The organism is Streptomyces sp. NPDC007917 (assembly GCF_042959105.1).
Lineage (GTDB): Bacteria > Actinomycetota > Actinomycetes > Streptomycetales > Streptomycetaceae > Streptomyces.
In genome coordinates, this window is sequence record NZ_JBIBKK010000005.1 from 440,049 (window position 1) to 461,427 (window position 21,379).

At 71.7% G+C, this 21,379-nt stretch carries 17 protein-coding genes and 1 tRNA gene; 12 read left to right on the forward strand and 6 right to left on the reverse strand.

Features of this window, described 5'->3' with window-relative positions; genetic code table 11:
• Positions 1-80 precede the first annotated feature (80 nt).
• From polA to ACFZDL_RS12405, 5 genes are all read left to right on the forward strand, one after another.
• On the forward strand, positions 81-2,819 hold the full coding sequence (gene polA / locus ACFZDL_RS12385; RefSeq protein WP_353592998.1) for a DNA polymerase I: 2,739 nt from the start codon (positions 81-83) through the stop codon (positions 2,817-2,819).
• 142 nt (positions 2,820-2,961) lie between these two features.
• Positions 2,962-4,779, forward strand: coding sequence for a lytic transglycosylase (locus tag ACFZDL_RS12390; protein ID WP_353592999.1), 1,818 nt, complete (start codon positions 2,962-2,964; stop codon positions 4,777-4,779).
• A 194-nt stretch (positions 4,780-4,973) separates the two neighbouring features.
• Positions 4,974-5,108, forward strand: coding sequence for an SPW_0924 family protein (locus ACFZDL_RS12395; protein ID WP_353593000.1), 135 nt, complete (start codon positions 4,974-4,976; stop codon positions 5,106-5,108).
• A gap of 24 nt (positions 5,109-5,132) precedes the next feature.
• On the forward strand, positions 5,133-6,137 hold the full coding sequence (locus tag ACFZDL_RS12400) for a DUF3068 domain-containing protein (RefSeq protein ID WP_353593001.1): 1,005 nt from the start codon (positions 5,133-5,135) through the stop codon (positions 6,135-6,137).
• A gap of 116 nt (positions 6,138-6,253) precedes the next feature.
• A complete protein-coding gene (locus ACFZDL_RS12405; protein WP_353593002.1) occupies positions 6,254-6,889 on the forward strand; it encodes a hypothetical protein in 636 nt (211 codons plus the stop codon).
• Positions 6,890-6,946: 57 nt separating this feature from the next.
• Here ACFZDL_RS12405 and ACFZDL_RS12410 read toward each other — a convergent pair whose 3' ends face one another.
• Together ACFZDL_RS12410 and ACFZDL_RS12415 are read right to left on the reverse strand one after the other, a co-directional pair.
• Positions 6,947-9,784 (reverse strand): ATP-dependent helicase C-terminal domain-containing protein, encoded by a 2,838-nt coding sequence (locus ACFZDL_RS12410; RefSeq protein WP_353593003.1) that lies wholly within the window; start codon positions 9,782-9,784, stop codon positions 6,947-6,949.
• Positions 9,785-9,875: 91 nt separating this feature from the next.
• Positions 9,876-10,793 carry a methyltransferase domain-containing protein gene (locus ACFZDL_RS12415; RefSeq protein WP_391191013.1) on the reverse strand — a complete coding sequence of 306 codons (918 nt, stop codon included), beginning with the start codon at positions 10,791-10,793 and terminating at the stop codon, positions 9,876-9,878.
• Between the two features lie 359 nt (positions 10,794-11,152).
• Here ACFZDL_RS12415 and rpsA point away from each other — a divergent pair, with 359 nt between their 5' ends.
• Positions 11,153-12,652 (forward strand): 30S ribosomal protein S1, encoded by a 1,500-nt coding sequence (gene rpsA, locus ACFZDL_RS12420; RefSeq protein WP_346175183.1) that lies wholly within the window; start codon positions 11,153-11,155, stop codon positions 12,650-12,652.
• A 190-nt stretch (positions 12,653-12,842) separates the two neighbouring features.
• Here rpsA and ACFZDL_RS12425 read toward each other — a convergent pair whose 3' ends face one another.
• Complete coding sequence (locus tag ACFZDL_RS12425; RefSeq protein ID WP_353593005.1) at positions 12,843-13,292, reverse strand: hypothetical protein; 450 nt, start codon at positions 13,290-13,292, stop codon at positions 12,843-12,845.
• A gap of 335 nt (positions 13,293-13,627) precedes the next feature.
• Between ACFZDL_RS12425 and ACFZDL_RS12430 the strand changes: the two genes are divergently transcribed.
• From ACFZDL_RS12430 to ACFZDL_RS12440, 3 genes are all read left to right on the forward strand, one after another.
• Entirely contained in the window at positions 13,628-14,572 is a 945-nt protein-coding gene (locus ACFZDL_RS12430; RefSeq protein WP_353593006.1) for a PAC2 family protein, read from the forward strand.
• Between the two features lie 88 nt (positions 14,573-14,660).
• Positions 14,661-15,278, forward strand: a complete 618-nt coding sequence (coaE, locus tag ACFZDL_RS12435) for a dephospho-CoA kinase (RefSeq protein WP_353593007.1) — start codon at positions 14,661-14,663, stop codon at positions 15,276-15,278.
• 186 nt (positions 15,279-15,464) lie between these two features.
• Entirely contained in the window at positions 15,465-15,833 is a 369-nt protein-coding gene (locus tag ACFZDL_RS12440) for a tetratricopeptide repeat protein (RefSeq protein WP_065958464.1), read from the forward strand.
• On the opposite strand, the gene ACFZDL_RS12445 is transcribed toward ACFZDL_RS12440, so the two are convergent.
• Positions 15,802-16,134, reverse strand: a complete 333-nt coding sequence (locus tag ACFZDL_RS12445; protein ID WP_353593008.1) for a DUF6343 family protein — start codon at positions 16,132-16,134, stop codon at positions 15,802-15,804. The genes ACFZDL_RS12440 and ACFZDL_RS12445 overlap by 32 nt on opposite strands.
• 184 nt (positions 16,135-16,318) lie before the next feature.
• Here ACFZDL_RS12445 and ACFZDL_RS12450 point away from each other — a divergent pair, with 184 nt between their 5' ends.
• Positions 16,319-17,521, forward strand: coding sequence for an ADP-ribosylglycohydrolase family protein (locus tag ACFZDL_RS12450; RefSeq protein WP_353593009.1), 1,203 nt, complete (start codon positions 16,319-16,321; stop codon positions 17,519-17,521).
• On the opposite strand, the gene ACFZDL_RS12455 is transcribed toward ACFZDL_RS12450, so the two are convergent.
• A complete protein-coding gene (locus ACFZDL_RS12455) occupies positions 17,522-18,589 on the reverse strand; it encodes a transposase (protein WP_353593010.1) in 1,068 nt (355 codons plus the stop codon).
• Between the two features lie 267 nt (positions 18,590-18,856).
• On the opposite strand from ACFZDL_RS12455, the gene ACFZDL_RS12460 reads away from it, so the two are divergent.
• Complete coding sequence (locus tag ACFZDL_RS12460) at positions 18,857-19,588, forward strand: hypothetical protein (protein WP_353593011.1); 732 nt, start codon at positions 18,857-18,859, stop codon at positions 19,586-19,588.
• A gap of 30 nt (positions 19,589-19,618) precedes the next feature.
• Positions 19,619-19,705, forward strand: a tRNA-OTHER gene (locus ACFZDL_RS12465).
• Between the two features lie 388 nt (positions 19,706-20,093).
• Here ACFZDL_RS12465 and ACFZDL_RS12470 read toward each other — a convergent pair.
• Positions 20,094-21,170 (reverse strand): RNA ligase (ATP), encoded by a 1,077-nt coding sequence (locus tag ACFZDL_RS12470; protein ID WP_353593012.1) that lies wholly within the window; start codon positions 21,168-21,170, stop codon positions 20,094-20,096.
• Between the last annotated feature and the right edge of the window lie 209 nt (positions 21,171-21,379).

The following is a 21,379-nucleotide window of genomic DNA, read 5'->3' on the forward strand; positions in this document are numbered from 1 at the left end:
GATCCTGCCATGGTGACCGACGGTCGCCGCTCGCGGTGCGAGCGGCGGCGTTGTCGGTGGGGCGTGGCAGGATCGGGGGCGTGGCAGAGAAAGCATCGAAGAAGACCGCAGCGCCCGCGACCGCCGACCGTGCGGGAGACCGCCCCCGGCTGCTCCTGCTGGATGGGCATTCCCTGGCATATCGGGCATTCTTCGCGCTGCCGGCGGAGAACTTCAACACCACCACCGGCCAGACCACCAACGCGATCTACGGCTTCACCTCGATGCTGGCGAACACGCTCCGTGATGAGCAGCCCACGCATCTGGCGGTGGCGTTCGACGTCTCGCGCAAGACCTGGCGCTCCGAGCAGTTCACCGAGTACAAGGCGAACCGCTCCAAGGCTCCCGACGAGTTCAAGGGGCAGGTCGAGCTGATCGGCGAGCTGCTCGACGCGATGAACATCACCCGCTTCGCGGTCGAGGGCTTCGAGGCCGACGACATCATCGCCACCCTCGCCTGCCAGGCCGAGGCCGAGGGCTTCGAGGTGCTGATCGTCACCGGCGACCGCGACTCGTTCCAGCTGGTCAGCGACCACATCACGGTCCTCTATCCGACGAAGGGCGTCTCCGAGCTGACGCGGTTCACCCCCGCCAAGGTCGAGGAGAAGTACGGCCTCACCCCGCGGCAGTACCCGGACTTCGCCGCGCTGCGCGGCGACCCGTCGGACAATCTCCCCGGCATCCCGGGCGTCGGCGAGAAGACCGCCGCGAAGTGGATCAATCAGTTCGGCTCCTTCGCGGAGCTGGTGGAGCGGGTCGACGAGGTCAAGGGCAAGGTCGGCGACAAGCTCCGCGAGCACCTGGAGGCCGTCAAGCTCAACCGTCAGCTGACCGAGCTGGTGCGGGACGTCGAGCTGCCCCTCGGCCCCGACGGCCTCAAGCGCGTTCCGTACGACCGGCAGGCGCTGTCGGTGATCATGGACGCGCTGGAGTTCCGCCACCAGAACTTCCGGGACCGCGTCCTGGCCGTCGACCCCGGCACCGCCGAGGAGGAGCCCGCGGCCGCGGCCCCCGGCGTCGAGGTGGACGGCGTGGTGATCGGCTCGGGCGAGCTGGCCCCCTGGCTGGAGCGGTACGGCGCCGAGCCCCTGGGCCTGGCCACCGTCGACACCTGGGCGCTGGGCAGCGGCAGCGTCAGCCAGATCGCCCTGGCCGCCGCCTCGGGCCCCGCCGTCTGCTTCGACCCGTCGGCGGTGGACGAGCCCGACGAGCGGGCCTTCGCCCGCTGGATCGCGGATCCGGACCGGCCGAAGGTGATGCACGATGCCAAGCGCGTGATGCGGGTCTTCGACGAGCACGGCTGGACCGTGGCCGGGGTCACCATGGACACCGCGCTCGCCGCGTATCTGGTCAAGCCCGGCCGCCGCTCCTTCGCGCTGGACGCCCTGTCCGTCGAGTACCTGGGCCGTGAGCTGTCCCCGGCCGCCGCCGCGGAGAGCGGGCAGCTGGCCTTCGGCACCGACGAGCAGGCCGAGCAGGACGCCCTGATGATCCAGGCCCGGACGATCCTGGACCTCGGCGGGGCGTTCGGCGAGCGGCTCGCCGAGGTCGGCGCGGTGGAGCTGCTGCGCGATGTCGAGCTGCCCGTCTCCGCGCTGCTGGCCCGCATGGAGAAGGCGGGCATCGCGGCGGACCGCGAGTGGCTGGACCGCATGGAGCAGCAGTTCGCCGCGGCCGTGCAGCAGGCCGTCAAGGAGGCACACGCCGCGGTGGGCCATGAGTTCAACCTCGGCTCGCCCAAGCAGCTCCAGGAGGTCTTCTTCGGCGAGCTCGGCCTGCCCAAGACCAAGAAGACCAAGACCGGGTACACGACGGACGCGGACGCGCTGGCCTGGCTGGCCACGCAGACCGACCACGAACTGCCCGTGATCATGCTGCGCCACCGCGAGCAGGCCCGGCTGCGCTCCACCGTCGAGGGCCTGATCAAGACCATCGCCCCCGCCGGCCGCATCCACACCACCTTCAACCAGACCGTGGCAGCCACCGGCCGGCTCTCCTCCACCGACCCCAATCTGCAGAACATCCCGGTGCGCACCGACGAGGGCCGGGCCATCCGGCGCGGCTTCGTCGTCGGCGAGGGCTTCGAGTCGCTGCTGACCGCCGACTACAGCCAGATCGAGCTGCGCGTCATGGCCCATCTGTCCGAGGACGAGGGCCTGATCCAGGCGTTCACCTCCGGTGAGGACCTGCACACCACGGTCGCCTCCCAGGTGTTCGGCGTGTCCAAGTCCGCGGTGGACCCGGAGATGCGCCGCAAGATCAAGGCGATGTCGTACGGGCTGGCGTACGGGCTGTCGGCGTTCGGCCTGTCCCAGCAGCTGGGCATCACACCGGACGAGGCGCGCAAGCTGATGGACACCTTCTTCGAGCGGTTCGGCGGGGTGCGCGACTATCTCCAGCGGGTCGTCGACGAGGCCCGGGCCATCGGCTACACGGAGACCATGCTCGGCCGCCGCCGCTACCTCCCGGACCTCAACAGCGACAACCGCCAGCGCCGCGAGATGGCCGAGCGCATGGCGCTCAACGCCCCGATCCAGGGCACCGCCGCCGATATCGTGAAGATCGCGATGCTTCGGGTGGACGAGGCGTTGACAAAGGAGAAATTGTCGTCGCGGATGCTGCTCCAGGTGCACGACGAAATCGTGGTGGAGGTCGCCCCGGGGGAGCGGGAGCGCGTGGAGGCCCTGGTGCGCCGGGAAATGGCCGGAGCCTTCCACCTCCGGGCCCCGCTCGACGTGTCCGTCGGGGCCGGGACCGACTGGGAATCGGCGGCGCATTAAGGGCATTTCCGGGCCGAACGGACTGCAGGAGAGGGGCGAATCGGGCGGTACGCCCGGTAGCTGCGAGGCGGTAAGTTGCCGTAGTGTCACGAGGGTTGACGTGGGGGAGCGCGCGCAGTGCTCGACAGGGAGGGACATACGGATGGCACCGCACATCGGCCGACGACTGCGCAGGGGAGCGGCCACGACGGCGGTGGCGGCGGTCGTGATGGCCGCTCTCACCGCCTCGCAGGCCCCCGGGTTCGCCGGCACGGCCCGGGACGGGCACCACGACAGCGCCGGCGAGACGTCGCCACCACCACCTCCGTCCGACACCCCCGTCGACGGCGGTTCGTCCTACCACACCGATCTGCCGCCCCTGCAGAAGCCCGGTAAGCCCGGCACATCGATCGACCTGCCGGGGCTGCCTGACGGCGTCGCGGAAGCCGAGGCGGGCATACCCGCGACCGTGCTCGACGCGTACAAGAAGGCCGAGGCTGCGCTCAAGGAGTCCAAGCCCGGCTGCAACCTCCCCTGGCAGCTGCTCGCCGCGATCGGCAAGGTCGAGTCCGGCCAGGCTGGCGGCGGCCGGGTCGACGCCGACGGCACGACGTACACGCCCATCCTGGGCCCCGTGCTCAACGGCAACGGCTTCGCCAGGATCACCGACACCGACGGCGGCGCGTACGACGGGGACACCACCCACGACCGGGCCGTCGGGCCCATGCAGTTCATCCCGTCCACGTGGGCCACCTGGGGCCGGGACGGCAACGGTGACGGCGAGAAGAACCCGAACAACATCTACGACGCCGCGCTCGCGGCCGGCGCGTATCTGTGCGCGGACGGCCGGGATCTGTCGGACAAGGCCGATCTGGACCGGGCGATCCTCGGGTACAACCACTCGCAGGAATACCTGGCCACCGTCCTGTCCTGGTTCGAGTACTACAAGAAGGGCACCCACGAGGTGCCCGACGGCACCGGCGTGAAGCCCGACCCGGCCAAGAACAGCGGCGGCTCGGGCGGCGGCAAGGACCACGGCGGCGGTGGCTCGGAGAGCCCCAGGCCGCTGCCCGACCCGACCGAGCCCGGCGGCGACCACAGCCCCACCCCCGAGCCCCCCTCGACCGGCTCGGGCGGGGGCGAGACGCCCTCCCCGGAGACTCCTTCTCCGGAGACCCCTTCCCCGGAGACTCCCTCCCCGGAGACGCCCGACCCGGCCACCGCCGCCCGGCTCAAGGCCGTAGGCGCCACGGAGCTGACGGCCACGGCGGGCGAGCAGTTCGCCGACAAGCCCCGGGTCCGCGCCGAGACCGCGGACGGCAAGCCGGTCGCGGGCGTGCGCGTGCAGTTCGAGATCCGCGGCGAGACGGACGCCCGCTTCCCCTGGGGCGCGACCCGCGTCAGCGTCATGACCGGCAGCGACGGCACCGCCACCGCTCCGGCGCTGCGCGCGGGCGAGACCACCGGCTCCTTCACCGTCCGGGTCACGGTCGTCGGCCGCACCGTGGCCGCCGCCGACTTCGACGCCACCGTCAAGGCCCGCCCCGCGCCGCGGGCCGATGCGCTGGCCCGCACCGCCGACAAGGACCTCAAGGCCGAGACCGGCAGCTCCTTCGCCGACGTGGTCGCCGTCAAGGCCACCTACAAGGGCAAGGCCGCGGCCGGTGTGGCGGTGAACGCCACCATGATCGCCGACGATGCGGCAAAGGCGACGGACAAGCCCACCGAGAACGACAAGGGCCCCTACTTCAAGGACGCCCAGGGCAAGCCAACCCGCACCCTGACCACCCTGAAGACGGACGCCACGGGGCAGCTGGTCCTCCCCAAGATCTACACCGACGACCACGCGGGCACCTTCCTGCTCCGCCTCACCACGGCCGACGGCGCGACCCTGACCATCGAGCTGACCGTCACCGAGCCCGCGGCTCAGCCCACGGATCAGCCCTCGGCCGAGCCCACATCCGAGCCCACGGCCAAGTAACCGGCCGACGCCACCGAGCGCCGCCCCACCGCCCCTGCGCCCCCACCGGGCCCAGGGGCGGTGCGATGTCTGCCCGCACGCGTTCACATCCCCGTGTTGCTTCGTGTTCTCATCTTCGGCCCGCGTTGCTACGGTGCCCCAGCCCTGACGCCCCGTCAGAGCGCCCGTACGCCGCAGCAACCGGAGGCTGAGACATGCGCGCCCTCGCCGCCGCCGCGATCGGACTGGCCGCCGCCCTCGCCCTCGTCCTCACGGTGACGGCCATCGGCGCCCCCAGCGGCAAGACCTCCCCCGAACCGCTGCTCACCACCGTCCCCGAGCACCCCTGAGCCCCGAGGGAGGGACATCCCGCCATGCGCCGCAAAGCCAGCCTGGTGCTGCTCGCCTTCGCCGTCTTCTTCGCCGCCCTGTCGCCGCTGCTGCGCTGGTACGCCTTCCCGCGGCTGGCCAAGATCCCGCCCAGCGAGTACCAGACCGCCGTCCTCGAGGCCAAGCCCGCCGTGCTGCTCGACTACGGCACCATGCGGCCCAAGAAGGTCTCCAAGGTCAGCATCGTGCAGACGCTCCGCGGAAACGTCGACGCGGCGAAGAAGGCCGGGAAGGCGGCCGGGCGCGATGTCGTCGTCTGGGACGCCCTGTCGTACATCGCCGGGCCCGACGGCAAGATGGTCTCCAAGATCCCCGAGCGCTATGTCTTCGACGCGCACTCCCAGGATCCCGTGCACCAGGGCGGCGAACACGTCGACGGGGACCCGGTCCGCCGGGAAGGCATCGAGTTCAAGTGGCCCTTCCTCACCGAGAAGCGCGACTACACCTACTTCGACGCCCAGACCAGGACCTCCGCGCCCATCCACTACAAGGGCACCCGGGACTTCCGCGGTCTGAAGGTCTACTACTTCGAGCAGACGATCCCCTGGACGAAGGTGAAGCTGCCGAAAACCATGCCCGTCGAGGGCATCACCCCCGAGACCGTCCGCAAGGCCGGCACCACCCGCTGGTACTCCACCAAGCGCATGTTCTGGGTCGAGCCCACCACCGGCGCGCCCGTCAACGGGGAGGAGATCCACCGGGAGGAGCTGCGCGGCGGCACGCTGCTCGGCGGCCGCGACAAGGTGACCGTCTTCTCCGGCCATGTGAAGATGCGCGAGGACTACATCGAGCACACCGTGAAGATGGTCAAGTCCCAGCGGCAGCTGGTCCTCCTGCTCACCACCTACCTGCCCTGGGGCTTCCTCGCCCTCGCCGCCGGGCTGCTGACCCTCTCCCTCGTGCTGGAGGCCCGTGGCCGCCGCCCGGGCAGCGGCACCGAGGCCCGCGACGAGTCCCCGGCGCCACAGCCCGTGCCCGCCCCGGTGTGATCGGCCCGACGGGGCTGTCGATGCTCGCCGAGGCCATCGGGACTGCCGGTTCTGCCGGTTCTATCGGTTCTGCCGGGTCTGTCAGCTCTGTCAGTGCGAGCCCGTACCGTACGCCCATGCCTACCACCACCTGCCTGCCCAGCCCCGAACTCGCCGACCAGCTCGCCGAACTGGCGCGCCTGGAATGGACGCCCGGCGCCACCGCGGCCGCCGCCGAACGCTTCGGCTGGACGCCGGTCGACGACGTCCCCTGGACGGCCGCCTTCGCCACCAACACCGGGCACTACGTCGTCCCCGAATGGTTCGCCGCGCCGCCTGAGGAGCAGGAGGAGGACGAGGCGTGCCACCTGCCGTTCTGCTACTACTACGAGGCCGACGACTTCGACGAGGAACTGGCCGTCGGCGGGCTGAGCGGCAACATCGACTGGCTGGAGAGGCACCACGCCGACGACCCCGAGTGGCGCTTCGAGCGGCACACCGACCGCGCGCACTTCGACGCCCAGTGGCGGGCCGCCGTGGCCCTGTTCACCGAGCGGCTGGGGGACCCGGAGGTCTCCGTGCGCCACGAGGAGAGCAAGTCGCCCTGGAACTACGCGGCGTGGCGCTGCGGGGGGAACGCGCTGGTGGTAGGCCAGTGCACGGACAGCGGCTCGTACGACACCTTCGAGCAGGCGCTGGTGTGGATCGCCCCGTACCCGGCCGGGCGGCAGTTCCCGGGGGCGGGCGACTTCGGCGGCCTCATCGAGTGCTGACGGGCCGCTCGGGGTGGGAGCGTGCGCGCCGGGTCGGAGGCTCGGGGCCCGGCGGGCTCAGCGACGGGAGTTGGTACGCCGCGTCGGCTCGGCCGTCGCCGGGTCCTCCGGCCAGGGGTGTTTGGGATACCGGCCGCGCAGCTCGGCGCGGACGGACCGGTAACCCTCCCGCCAGAACGACGCCAGATCGGCCGTGACCGCGGCGGGGCGCCCGGCCGGTGACAGCAGGTGTACGAGCAGCGGCACCCGGCCGCCCGCGATCCGGGGCGTCTCCTGCCACCCGAACAGCTCCTGCAGCTTGACGGCCAGCACGGGCTGCTCCTGGCCGTAGTCCACCCGCACCCGCGAGCCGCTGGGGACCCGTACCCGCTCGGGGGCCAGCTCGTCGAAGCGCGCCGCGTCCCCGGTAGCCCAGGGCAGCAGCCTGGCGAGCGCCCGGCCGGTGTCCACGCGCCCCAGGTCGGCCCGCCGCCGCGCCCGGTCGAGCTCAGGGCCCAGCCAGGCGTCCAGCTCCGCCAGCAGCGCCGAGTCGGACACATCCGGCCAAGGGCCGCCCAGCTCCCGGTGGAGGAAGGCCAGCCGCTCCCGGAGGGCGACGGCATCGTCGGACCAGCGCAGCAGCCCGAGCCCCTCGCCGCGCAGCCCGTCCCGCAGCGCGGCGCGCACCAGCCGCGGATCGGGCGCGGCCAGCGGCCGCGCCGCCAGCTCCACGGCCCCCAGCCGCTCCGCCCGGCGCGCCACGACGTCCCCGCCGGACCAGCCGACCTCTTCGCGCCGCTCGTGAAGGGCCGACGCCGCGAGACGAGCCGTCTCCTCGTCCACGACGGCCGCCAGCCGCACCCGCGCCGACGCCGCCGAGACGGGCCGGTCCGCGACCGCCACCGCCAGCCACGGCGCGTCCCGCAGCCGAGACCCTTCACCGAGCTCCGCGCCGGTGCCGGACACCATCAGATACGCCCGCTCCCCCCGCCGCCGCCCCACCCGCTCGGGAAACGCCAACGCGGCGACCAGCCCCACGACGGCGTCGTCACTCACCGGCCCCGCGACGCGGGCGCCCGGCGCGGTGCGGTCGGCGGTGTTGTCGGCCCGTGCCTGCCCATGGCGGGCCGCCGCTGGTGCGGCGGCGGCGTGTCCTGGCGGGCCCACTGCTGCAACGTCCTGTGCGGCTGTCTCTTCCGCGGCGACAGCGGGCGCTCCCTTGTCCCGCGCGCCCGCGTCGTGGCTATCCGCGCCCGGCGCGCCGGCGCTCGGCCCGTCGTGGCGCCGCGTTCCAGCGCTGGGGACGCCCGTACGCGCCTCCGTCTCACCTCCAGCCGCCACTGCCTCACCTCCAGCCGCCTCCGCCGCCGGATGTCCGGAAGACCGCAACGCGCCCTCGAGGCGGCGGGCCTCCCGGCGCCAGCGGGCGGCGTACGCGTCCGTGCCGCGCCGGGCGGTGCGCCACGCGGCTGCCAGGTCGTCGCCGTACTCCCTGGGCGGCTCCTCGCTGAGCAGGGCCACGGCCTCCGCCGCGCGGCGCGCGCCGACCTCCGGCGCGCCGTCCAGGAGCGCCCGCGCGAGCCGGGGGTGGAGGCCCAGCCGGGCCATGCGGGTGCCGCGGTCCGTGGCCCGTCCGGCGCCGTCCACGGCGCCGATGGCGGTCAGCACCTCGCGTGCGGCGGTCAGCGCACCGCCCGGCGGCGGGTCGAGCAGCGCCAGGCCGGAGGCGTCGGGGTCTCCCCAGCACGCCGCCTGCAGCGCGAACGCAGTCAGGTCCGCGACGCTGATCTCCGGGGACGGGAAGCGCGGCAGCCGGGCGTCCTCGGCCTCCGGCCAGCAGCGGTAGACGGTGCCCGGCGCCTCACGCCCGGCCCGGCCGGCCCGCTGCCGGGCCGCGGCCCGTGAGGCGCGTACGGTCGTCAGCGCGCTCAGGCCACGCGCGTGGTCCATCCGCGGCTCGCGCGCCAGCCCGCAGTCCACGACGACCCGTACGCCCGGCACGGTCAGGCTCGACTCGGCGACGGAGGTCGCCAGGACCACCCGCCGCCGTCGCCCCGCCGCTTCCGCGCCCGCGAGCACCGCGTCCTGCACGGCGGCGGGGGCGCGCCCGTGCACCTGCAGCACCTCCGCGTCGGCACCGCCGAGCAGCCCCGCGACCCGTGCGATCTCCCCGACGCCCGGCAGGAAGCACAGCACGTCCCCCTCCCGCTCGCGCAGCGCCCGCCGCACCACCGCCGCGACATGGTCGAGGAGGGCGGGGTCCACCCGCATCCCGTGCGGCGGGCGGAGGGGGCGCGCGGGCGGTGCCCACACCACCTCGACCGGATGGGACGCGCCCTCGGCGGACACGACCGGCGCCGCCTCGTCGTCCGCGCCCAGCAGCCGCGCCCAGCCCTCGGCGTCCGTGGTCGCGGACGCGGCGATCAGCCACAGGTCGGGCCGCAGGGTGGCCCGTACGTCCAGCAGGAAGGCGGCGGCAGTATCGGCGTCCAGGTGCCGTTCGTGGCACTCGTCGAGCACCACCGCGTCGATTCCGGCGAGCTCGGGGTCGCGCTGCAGCCGCTGCAGCAGCACTCCGGTGGTGACCACCTCCACCACGGTCTCGCGGCTCACCCGCCGCTCCCCGCGCACCGTGAATCCGACCCGGCCGCCGGTCGCGTCCTCGCCCAGCAGCCACGCCATCCGCCGCGCGGCGGCCCGCGCCGCGATCCGCCGCGGCTCGGCGACCAGCACCCGCCGGGCGGGCCCGCCGCCGGTCGCTCCGGCGAGCGCCAGGGGCACCAGCGTCGTCTTGCCGGTCCCGGGCGGGGCGCACAGCACCGCCGCGCCCCGGGCGTCGAGCGCACGCCGCAGGGCGGGCACGGCGTCGCGTACGGGAAGCGCTTCGAGCGCGTCGGTGCGAGGCAGGTGGGGCATACGGGGCGTACGGGGCGTGCGTGGCTTTCGGGGCTCGCTGGGCGTACGGCGGGCGGTCATCGGATCATCCTGTCAGCCCCGCTCCGCCGCTTCAGTCCCGTTCACATACGAAGATCGCCGTCCCCGGGATCAGATTTCCCCGCAGCGGGGACCAGCCGCCCCACTCCTGGCCGTTCCAGGCGGGCCATTCCGGCTCGACGAGGTCGAGCAGCCTGAAGCCCCCCGCCACCACGTCCCGCACCCGGTCGCCCAGCGTCCGGTGGTGCTCCACATAGACGGCACGGCCCGTCTCGTCCTGTTCGACGTACGGTGTGCGGTCGAAGTAGGAGGCGGCGACGCTCAGCCCCTCGGGCCCGGGCTCGTCAGGGAACGCCCACCGTATGGGGTGCGTCACCGAGAACACCCACCGCGCGCCCGGCCGCAGCACCCGGTGGACCTCGCGCATCACCCGCATCGGGTCGGCGACGAAGGGGATCGCCCCGTACGCCGAGCAGGCGAGGTCGAAGGAGGCGTCCCGGAAGGGGAGCGCCGTGGCGTCGGCCTGGACGAGCGCGACCGGCCCCGGCCCGGCCGCGCCCGCTGCGCCGTCCTCGGCGTTCAACCGCAGCGCGTGCCGCAGCTGGCGGTGGGAGATGTCGAGCGCCACCGGCCGCGCCCCCTGGGCCGCCAGCCAGCGGGAGCACTGCGCCGCGCCGGCCCCGACCTCCAGGACGGCCGCGCCCTTGAGGTGGTCCGCCGGCCCGAGCAGCCCGGCCTCGGCCTCGTCGAGCCCTTCGGGGCCCCAGATGAAGCGGTCGTCGCCCAGGAAGCCGCCGTGCTCCTCCTGGTACTCGTCCGCGTTGCGGTCCCACCAGCCGCGGCTGGCCCGGCTGGACTCCGCGTCGCCGGCGATCCGCCGGGTGGCTGTGGGTTCCTCCTCGGGCTCGCTCGCCGCGGGAGCCAGGGGATCTCCCAAGGCGCCGGGCGTGCCGGGCTCGTCGGTTGCACGGGGCATGTGTTCTTGGACCATCGGGCGCGTCGTCGTACTCTCTGTATCGACCTGTGGCTGTGGGGAACGGCTGGACTCCGCGTCGCAGCACGGACCGTGCGACTTGCCGGGCTTGGGACGAAATGTCCCGCGTGTGCTCTTCGTGCATTGACCCTGCCCGGCTGCCCCCGTATGCTACAAGTTGCGCTGCGGGCCTGCGCGCCTCAGACGGAGCAGGCCGCGCTCGCATCTGTATGTATGTCCCCTCGGTCACCGAGGCGCTTTTCGATCCCTCGGGAAGAGATCAACGCCTCCGAGGCTGTCCGGCTTCTGCAGTGCGATACGGGTCCTCGGCGTAGCAGTACCTACGACTTCATGTCCGTACCGGAGCCCTTTCCCACATGACGAGCAGCACCGAGGCAACCCGCACCACCCCGCAGGTGGCGGTCAACGACATCGGTTCCGAGGAAGCCTTCCTCGCCGCGATCGACGAGACGATCAAGTACTTCAACGACGGCGACATCGTCGACGGCGTCATCGTGAAGGTCGACCGGGACGAGGTCCTGCTCGACATTGGTTACAAGACCGAAGGCGTCATTCCTTCCCGCGAGCTTTCGATCAAGCACGACGTCGACCCGAACGAGGTCGTGGCCGTCGGCGACGAGATCGAGGCTCTTGTTCTCCAGAAGGAGGACAAGGAAGGTCGCCTGATCCTCTCGAAGAAGCGTGCCCAGTACGAGCGTGCCTGGGGGACCATCGAGAAGATCAAGGAAGAGGACGGCATCGTCACCGGTACCGTCATCGAGGTCGTCAAGGGTGGTCTCATCCTCGACATCGGCCTCCGTGGCTTCCTCCCCGCCTCCCTGGTGGAGATGCGCCGCGTCCGCGACCTTCAGCCCTACGTGGGCAAGGAGCTCGAGGCCAAGATCATCGAGCTCGACAAGAACCGCAACAATGTGGTCCTGTCCCGCCGTGCCTGGCTGGAGCAGACCCAGAGCGAGGTCCGCCAGACCTTCCTCACCACCCTCCAGAAGGGCCAGGTGCGCTCCGGCGTCGTCTCCTCCATCGTCAACTTCGGTGCCTTCGTGGACCTGGGTGGCGTCGACGGTCTGGTCCACGTCTCCGAGCTGTCCTGGAAGCACATCGACCACCCGTCCGAGGTCGTCGAGGTCGGCCAGGAGGTCACGGTCGAGGTCCTGGACGTCGACATGGACCGCGAGCGCGTGTCCCTGTCGCTCAAGGCGACCCAGGAAGACCCGTGGCAGCAGTTCGCCCGGACCCACCAGATCGGCCAGGTCGTCCCGGGTAAGGTCACCAAGCTGGTGCCGTTCGGTGCGTTCGTCCGCGTGGACGAGGGCATCGAGGGCCTGGTCCACATCTCCGAGCTGGCCGAGCGCCACGTGGAGATCCCGGAGCAGGTCGTCCAGGTCAACGACGAGATCTTCGTCAAGGTCATCGACATCGACCTCGAGCGCCGCCGCATCAGCCTCTCGCTGAAGCAGGCCAACGAGTCCTTCGGTGCCGACCCGTCCGCGGTCGAGTTCGACCCGACCCTGTACGGCATGGCCGCGTCCTACGACGACCAGGGCAACTACATCTACCCCGAGGGCTTCGACCCCGAGGCCAACGACTGGCTCGAGGGCTACGAGAAGCAGCGCGAGGAGTGGGAGCGCCAGTACGCCGAGGCGCAGCAGCGCTTCGAGCAGCACCAGGCGCAGGTCATCAAGTCGCGCGAGGCCGACGAGCAGGCCGCTGCCGAGGCGGGCGGCGCCGCCCCGGCGCAGGGTGGCCAGGCGTCCGGCGGTTCGTACTCCTCGGAGTCGGCCGACAACTCCGGCGCCCTGGCGTCGGACGAGGCGCTGGCCGCGCTCCGCGAGAAGCTGGCCGGCGGCCAGAGCTGAGCTCGGCTGCCCATGGCTCCGGCCGGGGCAGCCCCGGCTGACCGGCTGAACGGCTGATCGACGTAAGGCCCGCTCTCCTGGAGAGCGGGCCTTACGCATGCCTGGCGCGGCCCGCGCCCGCGCATGTCCGGGTGGGGGCGCACGCTCACGCCCACGGACGGCTGGGTCCTGTCCGGGCGATCCTCAGCGCCTAGGCGCCCCCTTGCACGGTGACGGAGTCGACCGTGACGCTCTCCGCCTTCTCGATCATGATGCCCTGGCGGCCGCCGGTGATCGTGATGCCCCGGACCGTCCAGTACGAGGCGCCGTTCAGGTGCAGCCCGAACGCATAGCCGTCGCTCGCCGTGAGCACCGCTTTCGGGGAGCCGGTGAGCGTGATCCGGGAGCCGGAGGTCCCGGAGGACGTGATCACGAAGCCGCCGCGGTAGGTGCCGTCGGCGAGCTCGATGGTGTCGCCGGGCCTGGCCGCCGCGAGGGCGTCCTTGAGCTGGGCCGCGTCGGAGACCGGGATCAGCCGGACGGAGTGCTCGCGGCCGTCCTCCGCGGCCGTGCCGGCGGCGACCAGCCCGCCCATGGCGAGGATGCCGGCGGCGGGTGCGGCGATCAGGGCCCGGGTGCGGGTGGGGGTGCGGGGATGCATGGGGGGTTCCGCCTTCCTGCCGTGGTCAGGGGTGGCACCTTCGTGACGCGCAAATGTTCTTGTGGCTGAACGTGAGACGACAGCGTGAACCTCTGACGGATCGCGAAGCTAGGGGCGTCACCTGGGCGCGTCAACCCCCTCATGGGGCCGTGTGACCGGTATTGGACGGTAGCTTGACGCCTTCTGTTCCGGCCGAAAGGCCGTCACCGCTCCGCGCCGCCGCGTACGTTAGCCGCGGGCTGGTCGTGCGACGACGCGAACTCGAGGGCGAGGGCCGGGAATGCCGCGCCCTCGCCCGACGTTCCCCGAACGGAACACAAGGAGGAGCGGTCACAGTGCTAGATCCGCAGGATTTGTACGAGTGGGAGCCGAGCGGACTCGCGGAAGTCGACGCGATAACCTCCCGGGACTCGGCCGGGCTGGTGCTGCTCTACCACTTCGACGGCTACATCGACGCCGGCGAGACCGGCGACCAGATCGTGCAACGGCTGCTCGACGGCCTGCCGCACCAGGTCGTCGCCCGCTTCGACCACGACCGGCTCGTCGACTACCGGGCGCGCCGCCCCCTGCTCACCTTCAAGCGCGACCACTGGACCGCGTACGAGACCCCCGCGATCGAGCTGCGCCTGCTGCGCGACGCGACCGCGGCCCCCTTCCTGCTGCTCTCCGGGCCCGAGCCGGATGTGGAGTGGGAGCGGTTCGCGGTGGCCGTGCGGCAGCTGATCGAGCGGCTCGGGGTGCGGCTGTCGGTGAACTTCCACGGCATCCCCATGGGCGTGCCGCACACCCGTCCCGTCGGCATCACCCCTCACGGCAACCGCTCCGATCTGATGCCAGGTCACCGGGGCTATTTCGACGAGGCCCAGGTGCCCGGCAGCGCCGAATCCCTCATCGAGTACCGGCTCGCCGAGGCCGGCCTGGATGTGCTCGGCGTCGCCGCTCATGTGCCGCACTATCTGGCCCGCTCCGCCTACCCCGACGCGGCGCTCACCGCGCTGGAGGCGATCACCGCGGCCACCGGCCTGGTGCTGCCCGGAGCGGCCCACGCGCTGCGCAACGAGGCGCACAAGACCCAAGAGGAGATCGAGCGGCAGATCTCCGAGGGGGACGAGGACCTCGTCGCGCTGGTCCGCGGCCTCGAGCACCAGTACGACGCGGTGGCCGGGGTGGAGAGCCGAGGCAGCCTGGTCGCCGAGCCGGTCGAGCTGCCCTCCGCGGATGAGCTGGGGGCCGAGTTCGAGCGCTTCCTGGCCGAGCGGGAGGGCGATGGGCCGGCCTAGAGCCGCGTGGGGACGGCCTGGACCGCGTACGGTCTGGACCGTGTGCGGGTCTGGACCGCCTACGGCCGGGACCGCATAGGCTGACCCCATGCTGAGGCTGGGACTCACGGGCGGAATCGGCGCGGGCAAGAGCGAAGTGTCGCGCATGCTGTCCTCGTACGGAGCGGTACTGATCGACTCCGATCGGATCGCCCGCGAGGTGGTCGAGCCGGGGACGCCCGGACTGGCGGCCGTGGTCGCCGAGTTCGGGCCCGGCGTCCTCGCTCCCGGCGGTGGTCTGGACCGCCCGAAGCTCGGCGGCATCGTCTTCGGCGACCCGGAGCGGCTGCGCGCCCTGAACGCGATCGTGCACCCCCTGGTCCGCGCCCGCTCCGCCGAGCTGGAGGCGGCCGCCGGGCCGGACGCCATCGTCGTCCATGACGTCCCTCTCCTCGCGGAGAACGGCCTGGCGCCCCTGTACGACATGGTGATGGTCGTCGACGCGGCGCCCGGGACCCAGCTCGACCGGCTGGTGAGGCTGCGCGGGATGACGGAGGAGGAGGCGCGCGCCCGGATGGCGGCCCAGGCGACGCGTGAGGAGCGGCTGGCCGTGGCCGATGTGGTGATCGACAACGACGGCCCGCTGGAGGAGCTGGAGCCGCAGGTCGCGAAGGTCTGGGCGGACCTGGTCGAGCGTACGACGGGCGGCGCCCGGACCGAGGGCTGACCGGACCGCCACCGCGGTGCGCCGGCGCCGGGGCTCTGGCGGGAATGCGCCGTATGGCGTCATTGTTGTGTAGCGCGTACCAACGATCACCCATACCAGACGATCACCCGTACCAGACGATCACCTCGTCCGACGACCAGCTCGCGCCGACGGTGGTCGTCAGCGCGCTCCGGGAAGGAAACGGTTGTGCCCGAGCCCACGCCCGAGACCCATGTCATCGACTACCGCGCGGCCGAGCAGCTGCTGGCCGCCCGCGACCCGCGCGGCGCGGTGAAGCTGCTCGACTCGGTCATCACCGCCCACCCCGAGAACACCGCGGCCCGGCTGCTGCGGGCGCGCGCTTTCTTCGGCGCGGCGCAGCTGCGAGCGGCGGAGCTGGAGTTCCAGCTCGTCCTGGAGCGGGAACCGGACAACGCCTTCGCCCACTTCGCCCTCGGCCGCACCCTGGAGCGCGCCAACCGCCCCGCCGAGGCCACCCGCCACTTCCGCCTGGCGGCGGCGCTCGACCCGCGCCCGGACTTCGTCAAGGCCGCGCGCTTCGGCGAAAACGGCTGAGCCTCGGCCCCCGCGGTTCCGCCGGGCGGGGGCCGCGCACCGGCGCGTACGGCGGCACGTCGCGGCCGGGCTGGTAGTGCGGCCCCTGCCGGATGTGCCGGAGGACCAGCACCAGATCGGTGAGGGTGAGGGCGGCCAGCACCCCGCAGGCGGCCGCCCAGCCGGGCCGGTGGACCATCCAGAAGGCCACTGTGCCCGCGACGGTCCAGGCCAGGCCCCACAGGGCCAGCGCACACCGCAGGCGCAGCGGGCTGCGCGCGTGCAGTGGCTCGTCTCCCGTACGGATCAGTCGGCTCGGCATGGCGCACCATCTCCCACTACCTACCACTTACGAATCTAACGCGTACTCCCCGCGCGATCCCGGATCCGCGGTCTGGGATCATGGCCCGAACACCTGAGCATCTGAACACCCGAGCATCTGAGCACCTGAGCACATCGATCAGCGCAGACCTCGGGCGACACCCCGGGCGATGAGGAGCCGCGCGATGATCCGCGAGTCATGGGACGAAACGGCCGCCAGGCGGGCCCGTATCCGCGGCTGCTTCCTCGGGGGCGCGATCGGCGACGCCCTGGGCAACCCGATCGAGTTCCTGTCGCTGCACAAGATCCGCGAGACCTACGGGCCGGAGGGGATCACCGCTCTCGTCCCGGACTCGGAGGGTGTCATCGGCCGGATCACCGACGACACCCAGATGACCATGTTCACTGCCGAGGGGATGATACGGGCCTGCGCCAGGTCCACGGCCAAGGGCATCGGCGGCGCCGAGGTCGCCATCGTGCGCCACTCCTATCTGCGCTGGCTCGACACCCAGAACCACCCCGCGCCGCCGCCCCGGCGGCAGGAACAGGACCTGGTCCGCTCCGGCTGGCTGCGCGAGCAGCAGTGGCTGTACGCCCGCCGCGCCCCCGGCGGCGCCTGTCTGTCCGGCCTCACCCAGGAGCACATCCCCTCGTCCTCCGACCCGCTCGACGGCACCCCCGGCCCGGTGAACACCAACTCCAAGGGCTGCGGCACGGTGATGCGCTCCGCCCCCTTCGGCCTCATCGGCACGGGCGCCCGCGAGTCGTTCGAATTCGCCGCCCGCTGCGCCCAGATCACCCATGGCCACCCCACCGGCTACTACGCCGCCGGCGCCCTGGCCGCGATCATCGCCCTCATCCTCGACGGCGATTCCCTGGAGGGCGCCGTCCTGCGCACCCTGGAACTGCTCGGCCGCTACCCGGGACACGAGGAGACGAGCGCCGCGCTGCGCAGGGCCGTCGACCTGGCCGCGCAGGGCGAGCCCACCCCGGAGAAGACCGAATCGCTCGGCGGCGGCTGGGTCGCCGAGGAGGCCCTGGCCATCGCGGTCTACTGCGCCCTGGCTCATACGGCGCCGCGGCGTTCCCTTTACAGCAAGGGCGGCGGGACCGGCTACGACCCGAAGTGGCGGCGTACCCCCTTCCAGAAGGCCATGCTGCTGTCCGTCAACCACTCGGGCGACAGCGATTCGACGGGCTCCATCTGCGGCAATCTGCTCGGCGCCCACTACGGCGACCTCCGTCTGCCCCCGATGTGGCTGGCGCAGATCGAGGGCCGGGGCACCATCGCCGAACTCGCCGACGACTTCTCCTCCGTGTTCCACCAGTCGATCGAGATGTACGAGTTCGACGGCCTGATCTTCCCGCGTTCCCGCTACCCCCTCTAGTCAACCGCCCGGGACTGGAAGTCCCGGGCTTGCACAACGGGCGCCACTGGCTGTAGAGCTGCGTTTGCGTCCTGTCCCACGCCCGGGTTTCGGGGGTGGGGCTGGGGTGGTTGACAGCACCCCGCGTCGCCACAACTTTCGCGCTCTGGCGCGGATGTTGCGGGAGCCGTTCCGGTCCGCGTGATCAACGAATCCGCAGGACCGGCATGCGAACCAGGCTTGACTCACCCGGTTCGCCTTGTCGATGTGGCCGCATTCGGCGCAGGTGCGGGAGGTGTACGCCGGGTCGACGTGCACCACCGGCACTCCGGCCTTGCGGGCCTTGTAGGCGATGAAGCTGCCCAGCTGGGCGAAGGCCCAGGAGTGCACGGTGGCCCGTTGGGGCTTGCCAAGCCGTACCCGTTCGCGGATGCCCGTGAGGTCTTCCAGGGCGATGCCGCGACCGGTGCGTTCTGCCTCGGCCACCACGTGCTTGGCAATCTTGTGGTTGATGTCCCTCGCCCGCCGGGCCTCCTTGCGGCGCCGCTTCTTCAACCGGCGTCTGGCCGATGGGGTGTTCTTCCTCTGCAGCTTGGTGCGCAGCGTCCGCTCGCGGGCCCGGGTGCGGTTGAGGCAGCGCCCGGCCAGGATCTCGCCGTCGGAGGTGGTGGCGATGTTGACGATGCCCAGGTCGATGCCCAGGCACTCCGCCGGGTCGGGGTTTGGCGGCTGTTCGGGCACCTCGCAGGTCGCCATCAGGAACCACATGCCGTCCCGGCGCATCAGGTCCGACTCGCCCTTGCGGTACAGGGCCAGGGTGGCAAGCTGCTCCACGGAGGCGGTGAACCTCACGTCCTTGACCCGGCCAGTCAGTGTCCAGATCGAGATTCGCCGCTCGGTGATCTGCCAGGACAGCATCCGGTCGTCATATGGCTGGGAGCCCTCGGGTCGGAAGGTTATCGGCTTCTCGGTGGCCTTGCGGTAGCGCTTAGAGCCCGGCTTGCCGAGGTTCCCGGCCTTCAGGTTCGCCTTCAGGGCCGACGCCTGCTCGGGCGTCGGCAGCAGCTTCACTTGGACCACCAGCTTCATGACCGCGACTCTACGTGGTCAGGTGTACAAGCATTTCACTTCCGAATGTCAGTTCACTCGCATGTGCGACCCCTTGCACACAAATTCGCTCTCACCGGGTCCGTCGGGCTGCGATGAGGGTGGCTCGCGCCCAGAAGAGACGATGCTGGGACCGCTCCGGGCTCACGGGATGTGATTCCTCCTGGTCGTGAACGACCACGATCCTCGCAAGAGTCCTGCTGAATAATCCGTTCGAGCGCTGTCACACCCGCCTGTTAACGTGCGGGTGTGGCGAAACTCAATCAGATCATCGCCGTGGAGAAGGGCGTCAAGTCCAAGTCGCAGCAGGACCTGACGGCCGCTCACCACGGTCTGCAGAAGCCGGCCCTGCTGGCCGGCATATCCCGTACGTACCAGCCCAAGGACGAGGAAGGCGAGCAGCTGCCGCCCGAGTCCACCCGCGTGCAGGTCAAGGCCGAGGACGTGCTGCGCGACACCGCGGCCGTCCTCACCCGGCTCTTCGACGTCACCGCCACCAAGGACTGGTCGAACTGCACAGCGAAGGCGGATGTGACGGTCGAGGGCCGCACCCTTCTGCGCGACGTCCCGGTCTCCTATCTCCTCTTCCTCGAGAAGCAGCTGACCGACCTCAACGCACTCGTGCGCAAGCTCCCGGTGCTCGACGCCGCCGAGTCCTGGTCGCTCGACCCCTCCACGGACTCCTGGAAGACCGAGCCGGTCCGCACCGTCCGCACCAAGAAAGTCCCCCGCAACCACGTCAAGGCGGAGGCCACGGACAAGCACCCGGCGCAGGTCGAGGTCTACTACGAGGACATCCCGGTCGGCTACTGGACCACCGTCAAGTTCTCCGGCGCCCTCCCGGCCCGCCGGGTCAACGACATCCTCGACCGCGTCGAAAAGCTCCAGCACGCGGTCAAGTTCGCCCGCGAGGAGGCGAACGGTGTGGAGGCCACCGACCAGCGCGTCGGTGACGTGGTCTTCGGCTACCTGTTCGGGTAGCGTGATGAACTCCCCGTCCGCCCGAGCGCGGGCGGGGTGCGCGAGGAGCGCAAGCTGAAGCTGAAGCTTGTCGTGACGGCGCGGTCGTCAGTGGAGGTTCGAATCCTCCTCCCGGCGCTCATCCACGGGCCGGGGTAGCCCAAGTCAGGCAGAGGCAGACCGCGATCAATCTCAGACTCTCGCTCCAGACTCAGCATTCGCCGCCGATCGCCGGATCGACCGGGCGCGGGCTTTGGTCGTCGGATGCCGGTTCAACTCCGGCCCGTGCAGCTTCGATGCGCGGTAGTTCAAAGGCAGAACACGACGGCATGAGACTGACCCGTGCTCTCAACGGAGCCGGCGTGCGCAATTGGGCGGCATCACAGGGCTCGGGGGCAGGCTACGCCCCCGGGCCCGCGCCGTATGCCTGAACACTGGCGCGGTGCCCGAACACCGGGGCAGGGTGGTGCCGAGGCTCCGGCGCCCCGGCCGGCCTCGCCACCACCCCACTCGTACTCCGCATCCCTTACTCGTACTCCGTGCCGCCCTTGCGCGTCAGATAGGCACCGCTGACCACCTTGGCGATGGCCCGTCCGCCCAGCACGGAGCTGTACCGGTCGCTCGCCGCCCGGACCACCACCCCCTCCCTGATGTGCAGCCCGCTTCCGGAGACGGTCTCGCGCCCCTCGGCCAGCTCCAGCACCCGCCCGGCGTCGTACGGCCCGGTGTACAGCGTCGGCACCACCGGCAGCCCGCCGTCCAGCAGCTTCGCCAGCTCCTCCGGGTCCATCCAGCGCGACCGCCCGTCGACGTCCACCGCGATGTCGAACACGGCGTACCCGGGCACCCCGCGCCGGCTGTCGGCCCCGTACCCGAGGTCCTGCACCCCGCCCCCGTACACCTCGCCGAAGATCCCGACCCGCGCCGCGCCCAGCTCGGCGGCCACCCGGGCCGCCACCGCGGGCACGCCGTGTCCGCGCACGGCCCGCCAGTACAGGTTCTTCTCGTCCTCCTTCAGAGCCAGCCGCTGGGCCCCCAGCCCCTTCGATGTCACCCGCACGTCCCCGCTGTCCGCGGAGTACGTCAGGCAGCACGCCGTGCCGTGCAGCTTCTCGGTGATCGCGACGGGCTCCCCGTCCTCGAACACGTCCGGGTAGCGCTTGAGGTTCTCGATGTCGATCCACGGCATCAGATCCGGCGCCGACTCCACGTCCCCGCTCATCGCGATCGGCACCGGCGGCACCCACTTGACGATCCCGAGCCGTTCGGCGAAGTCCACGCCCTCCCGCGCCGCCCGTTCCAGGTCCACCCCGGCCAGTGCCCGCGGCCGGCACACCAGCCCCTGGGACAGCTCGCCGCGCAGCCTGATGGCCTTGACCCGGTTGTGCGCGGCCCCCGCCAGCCTCCCCGTCAGCCCCAGCTCGTCGATCAGCTCGTCGGGCAGTACGGCCTGCTCCGGCACGTACACGGCGAACTCCCCCGACCGGAAGGCCCCCTTGGCCACCACGGCCCGGTACAGCCCCACCTGCGCCAGCTCCAGCGCGTCGGCGTTCGGATGCTCATGAATGGTCAGCCGCTCAGCGGTGACACGCAGCGTCGACATGTTCGGGTCCCCCGTCCCTCGTTCAGTGGAGTGCCACCACTGTGGTGCGTGGACGAGCCGGGTGGCCACCGAATTTGCGGCGGCGGAAGCGGGGCCCGGGGCCGGCGCGGAATCAGGCCGAGGCGGAGCTTGAAGGGGGATGTTCCGCCAGGGGCTCTCAGGGGCTCTCAGGGGCTCTCAGGGGCTCTCAGGGGCCTCGGGCGAGGGGG

What these genes read in the sequence shown, in the direction of transcription:
- ACFZDL_RS12415 (WP_391191013.1), bottom strand. Translation starts at nt 10,793, where the DNA reads ATGGTCCAAGAACACATGCCCCGTGCAACCGACGAGCCCGGCACGCCC.
- ACFZDL_RS12400 (WP_353593001.1), top strand. Translation starts at nt 5,133, where the DNA reads ATGCGCCGCAAAGCCAGCCTGGTGCTGCTCGCCTTCGCCGTCTTCTTC.
- ACFZDL_RS12470 (WP_353593012.1), bottom strand. Translation starts at nt 21,170, where the DNA reads ATGTCGACGCTGCGTGTCACCGCTGAGCGGCTGACCATTCATGAGCAT.
- ACFZDL_RS12445 (WP_353593008.1), bottom strand. Translation starts at nt 16,134, where the DNA reads ATGCCGAGCCGACTGATCCGTACGGGAGACGAGCCACTGCACGCGCGC.
- coaE (WP_353593007.1), top strand. Translation starts at nt 14,661, where the DNA reads ATGCTGAGGCTGGGACTCACGGGCGGAATCGGCGCGGGCAAGAGCGAA.
- ACFZDL_RS12410 (WP_353593003.1), bottom strand. Translation starts at nt 9,784, where the DNA reads ATGCCCCACCTGCCTCGCACCGACGCGCTCGAAGCGCTTCCCGTACGC.
- rpsA (WP_346175183.1), top strand. Translation starts at nt 11,153, where the DNA reads ATGACGAGCAGCACCGAGGCAACCCGCACCACCCCGCAGGTGGCGGTC.
- ACFZDL_RS12405 (WP_353593002.1), top strand. Translation starts at nt 6,254, where the DNA reads ATGCCTACCACCACCTGCCTGCCCAGCCCCGAACTCGCCGACCAGCTC.
- ACFZDL_RS12425 (WP_353593005.1), bottom strand. Translation starts at nt 13,292, where the DNA reads ATGCATCCCCGCACCCCCACCCGCACCCGGGCCCTGATCGCCGCACCC.
- ACFZDL_RS12455 (WP_353593010.1), bottom strand. Translation starts at nt 18,589, where the DNA reads ATGAAGCTGGTGGTCCAAGTGAAGCTGCTGCCGACGCCCGAGCAGGCG.
- ACFZDL_RS12395 (WP_353593000.1), top strand. Translation starts at nt 4,974, where the DNA reads ATGCGCGCCCTCGCCGCCGCCGCGATCGGACTGGCCGCCGCCCTCGCC.
- ACFZDL_RS12450 (WP_353593009.1), top strand. Translation starts at nt 16,319, where the DNA reads ATGATCCGCGAGTCATGGGACGAAACGGCCGCCAGGCGGGCCCGTATC.
- ACFZDL_RS12390 (WP_353592999.1), top strand. Translation starts at nt 2,962, where the DNA reads ATGGCACCGCACATCGGCCGACGACTGCGCAGGGGAGCGGCCACGACG.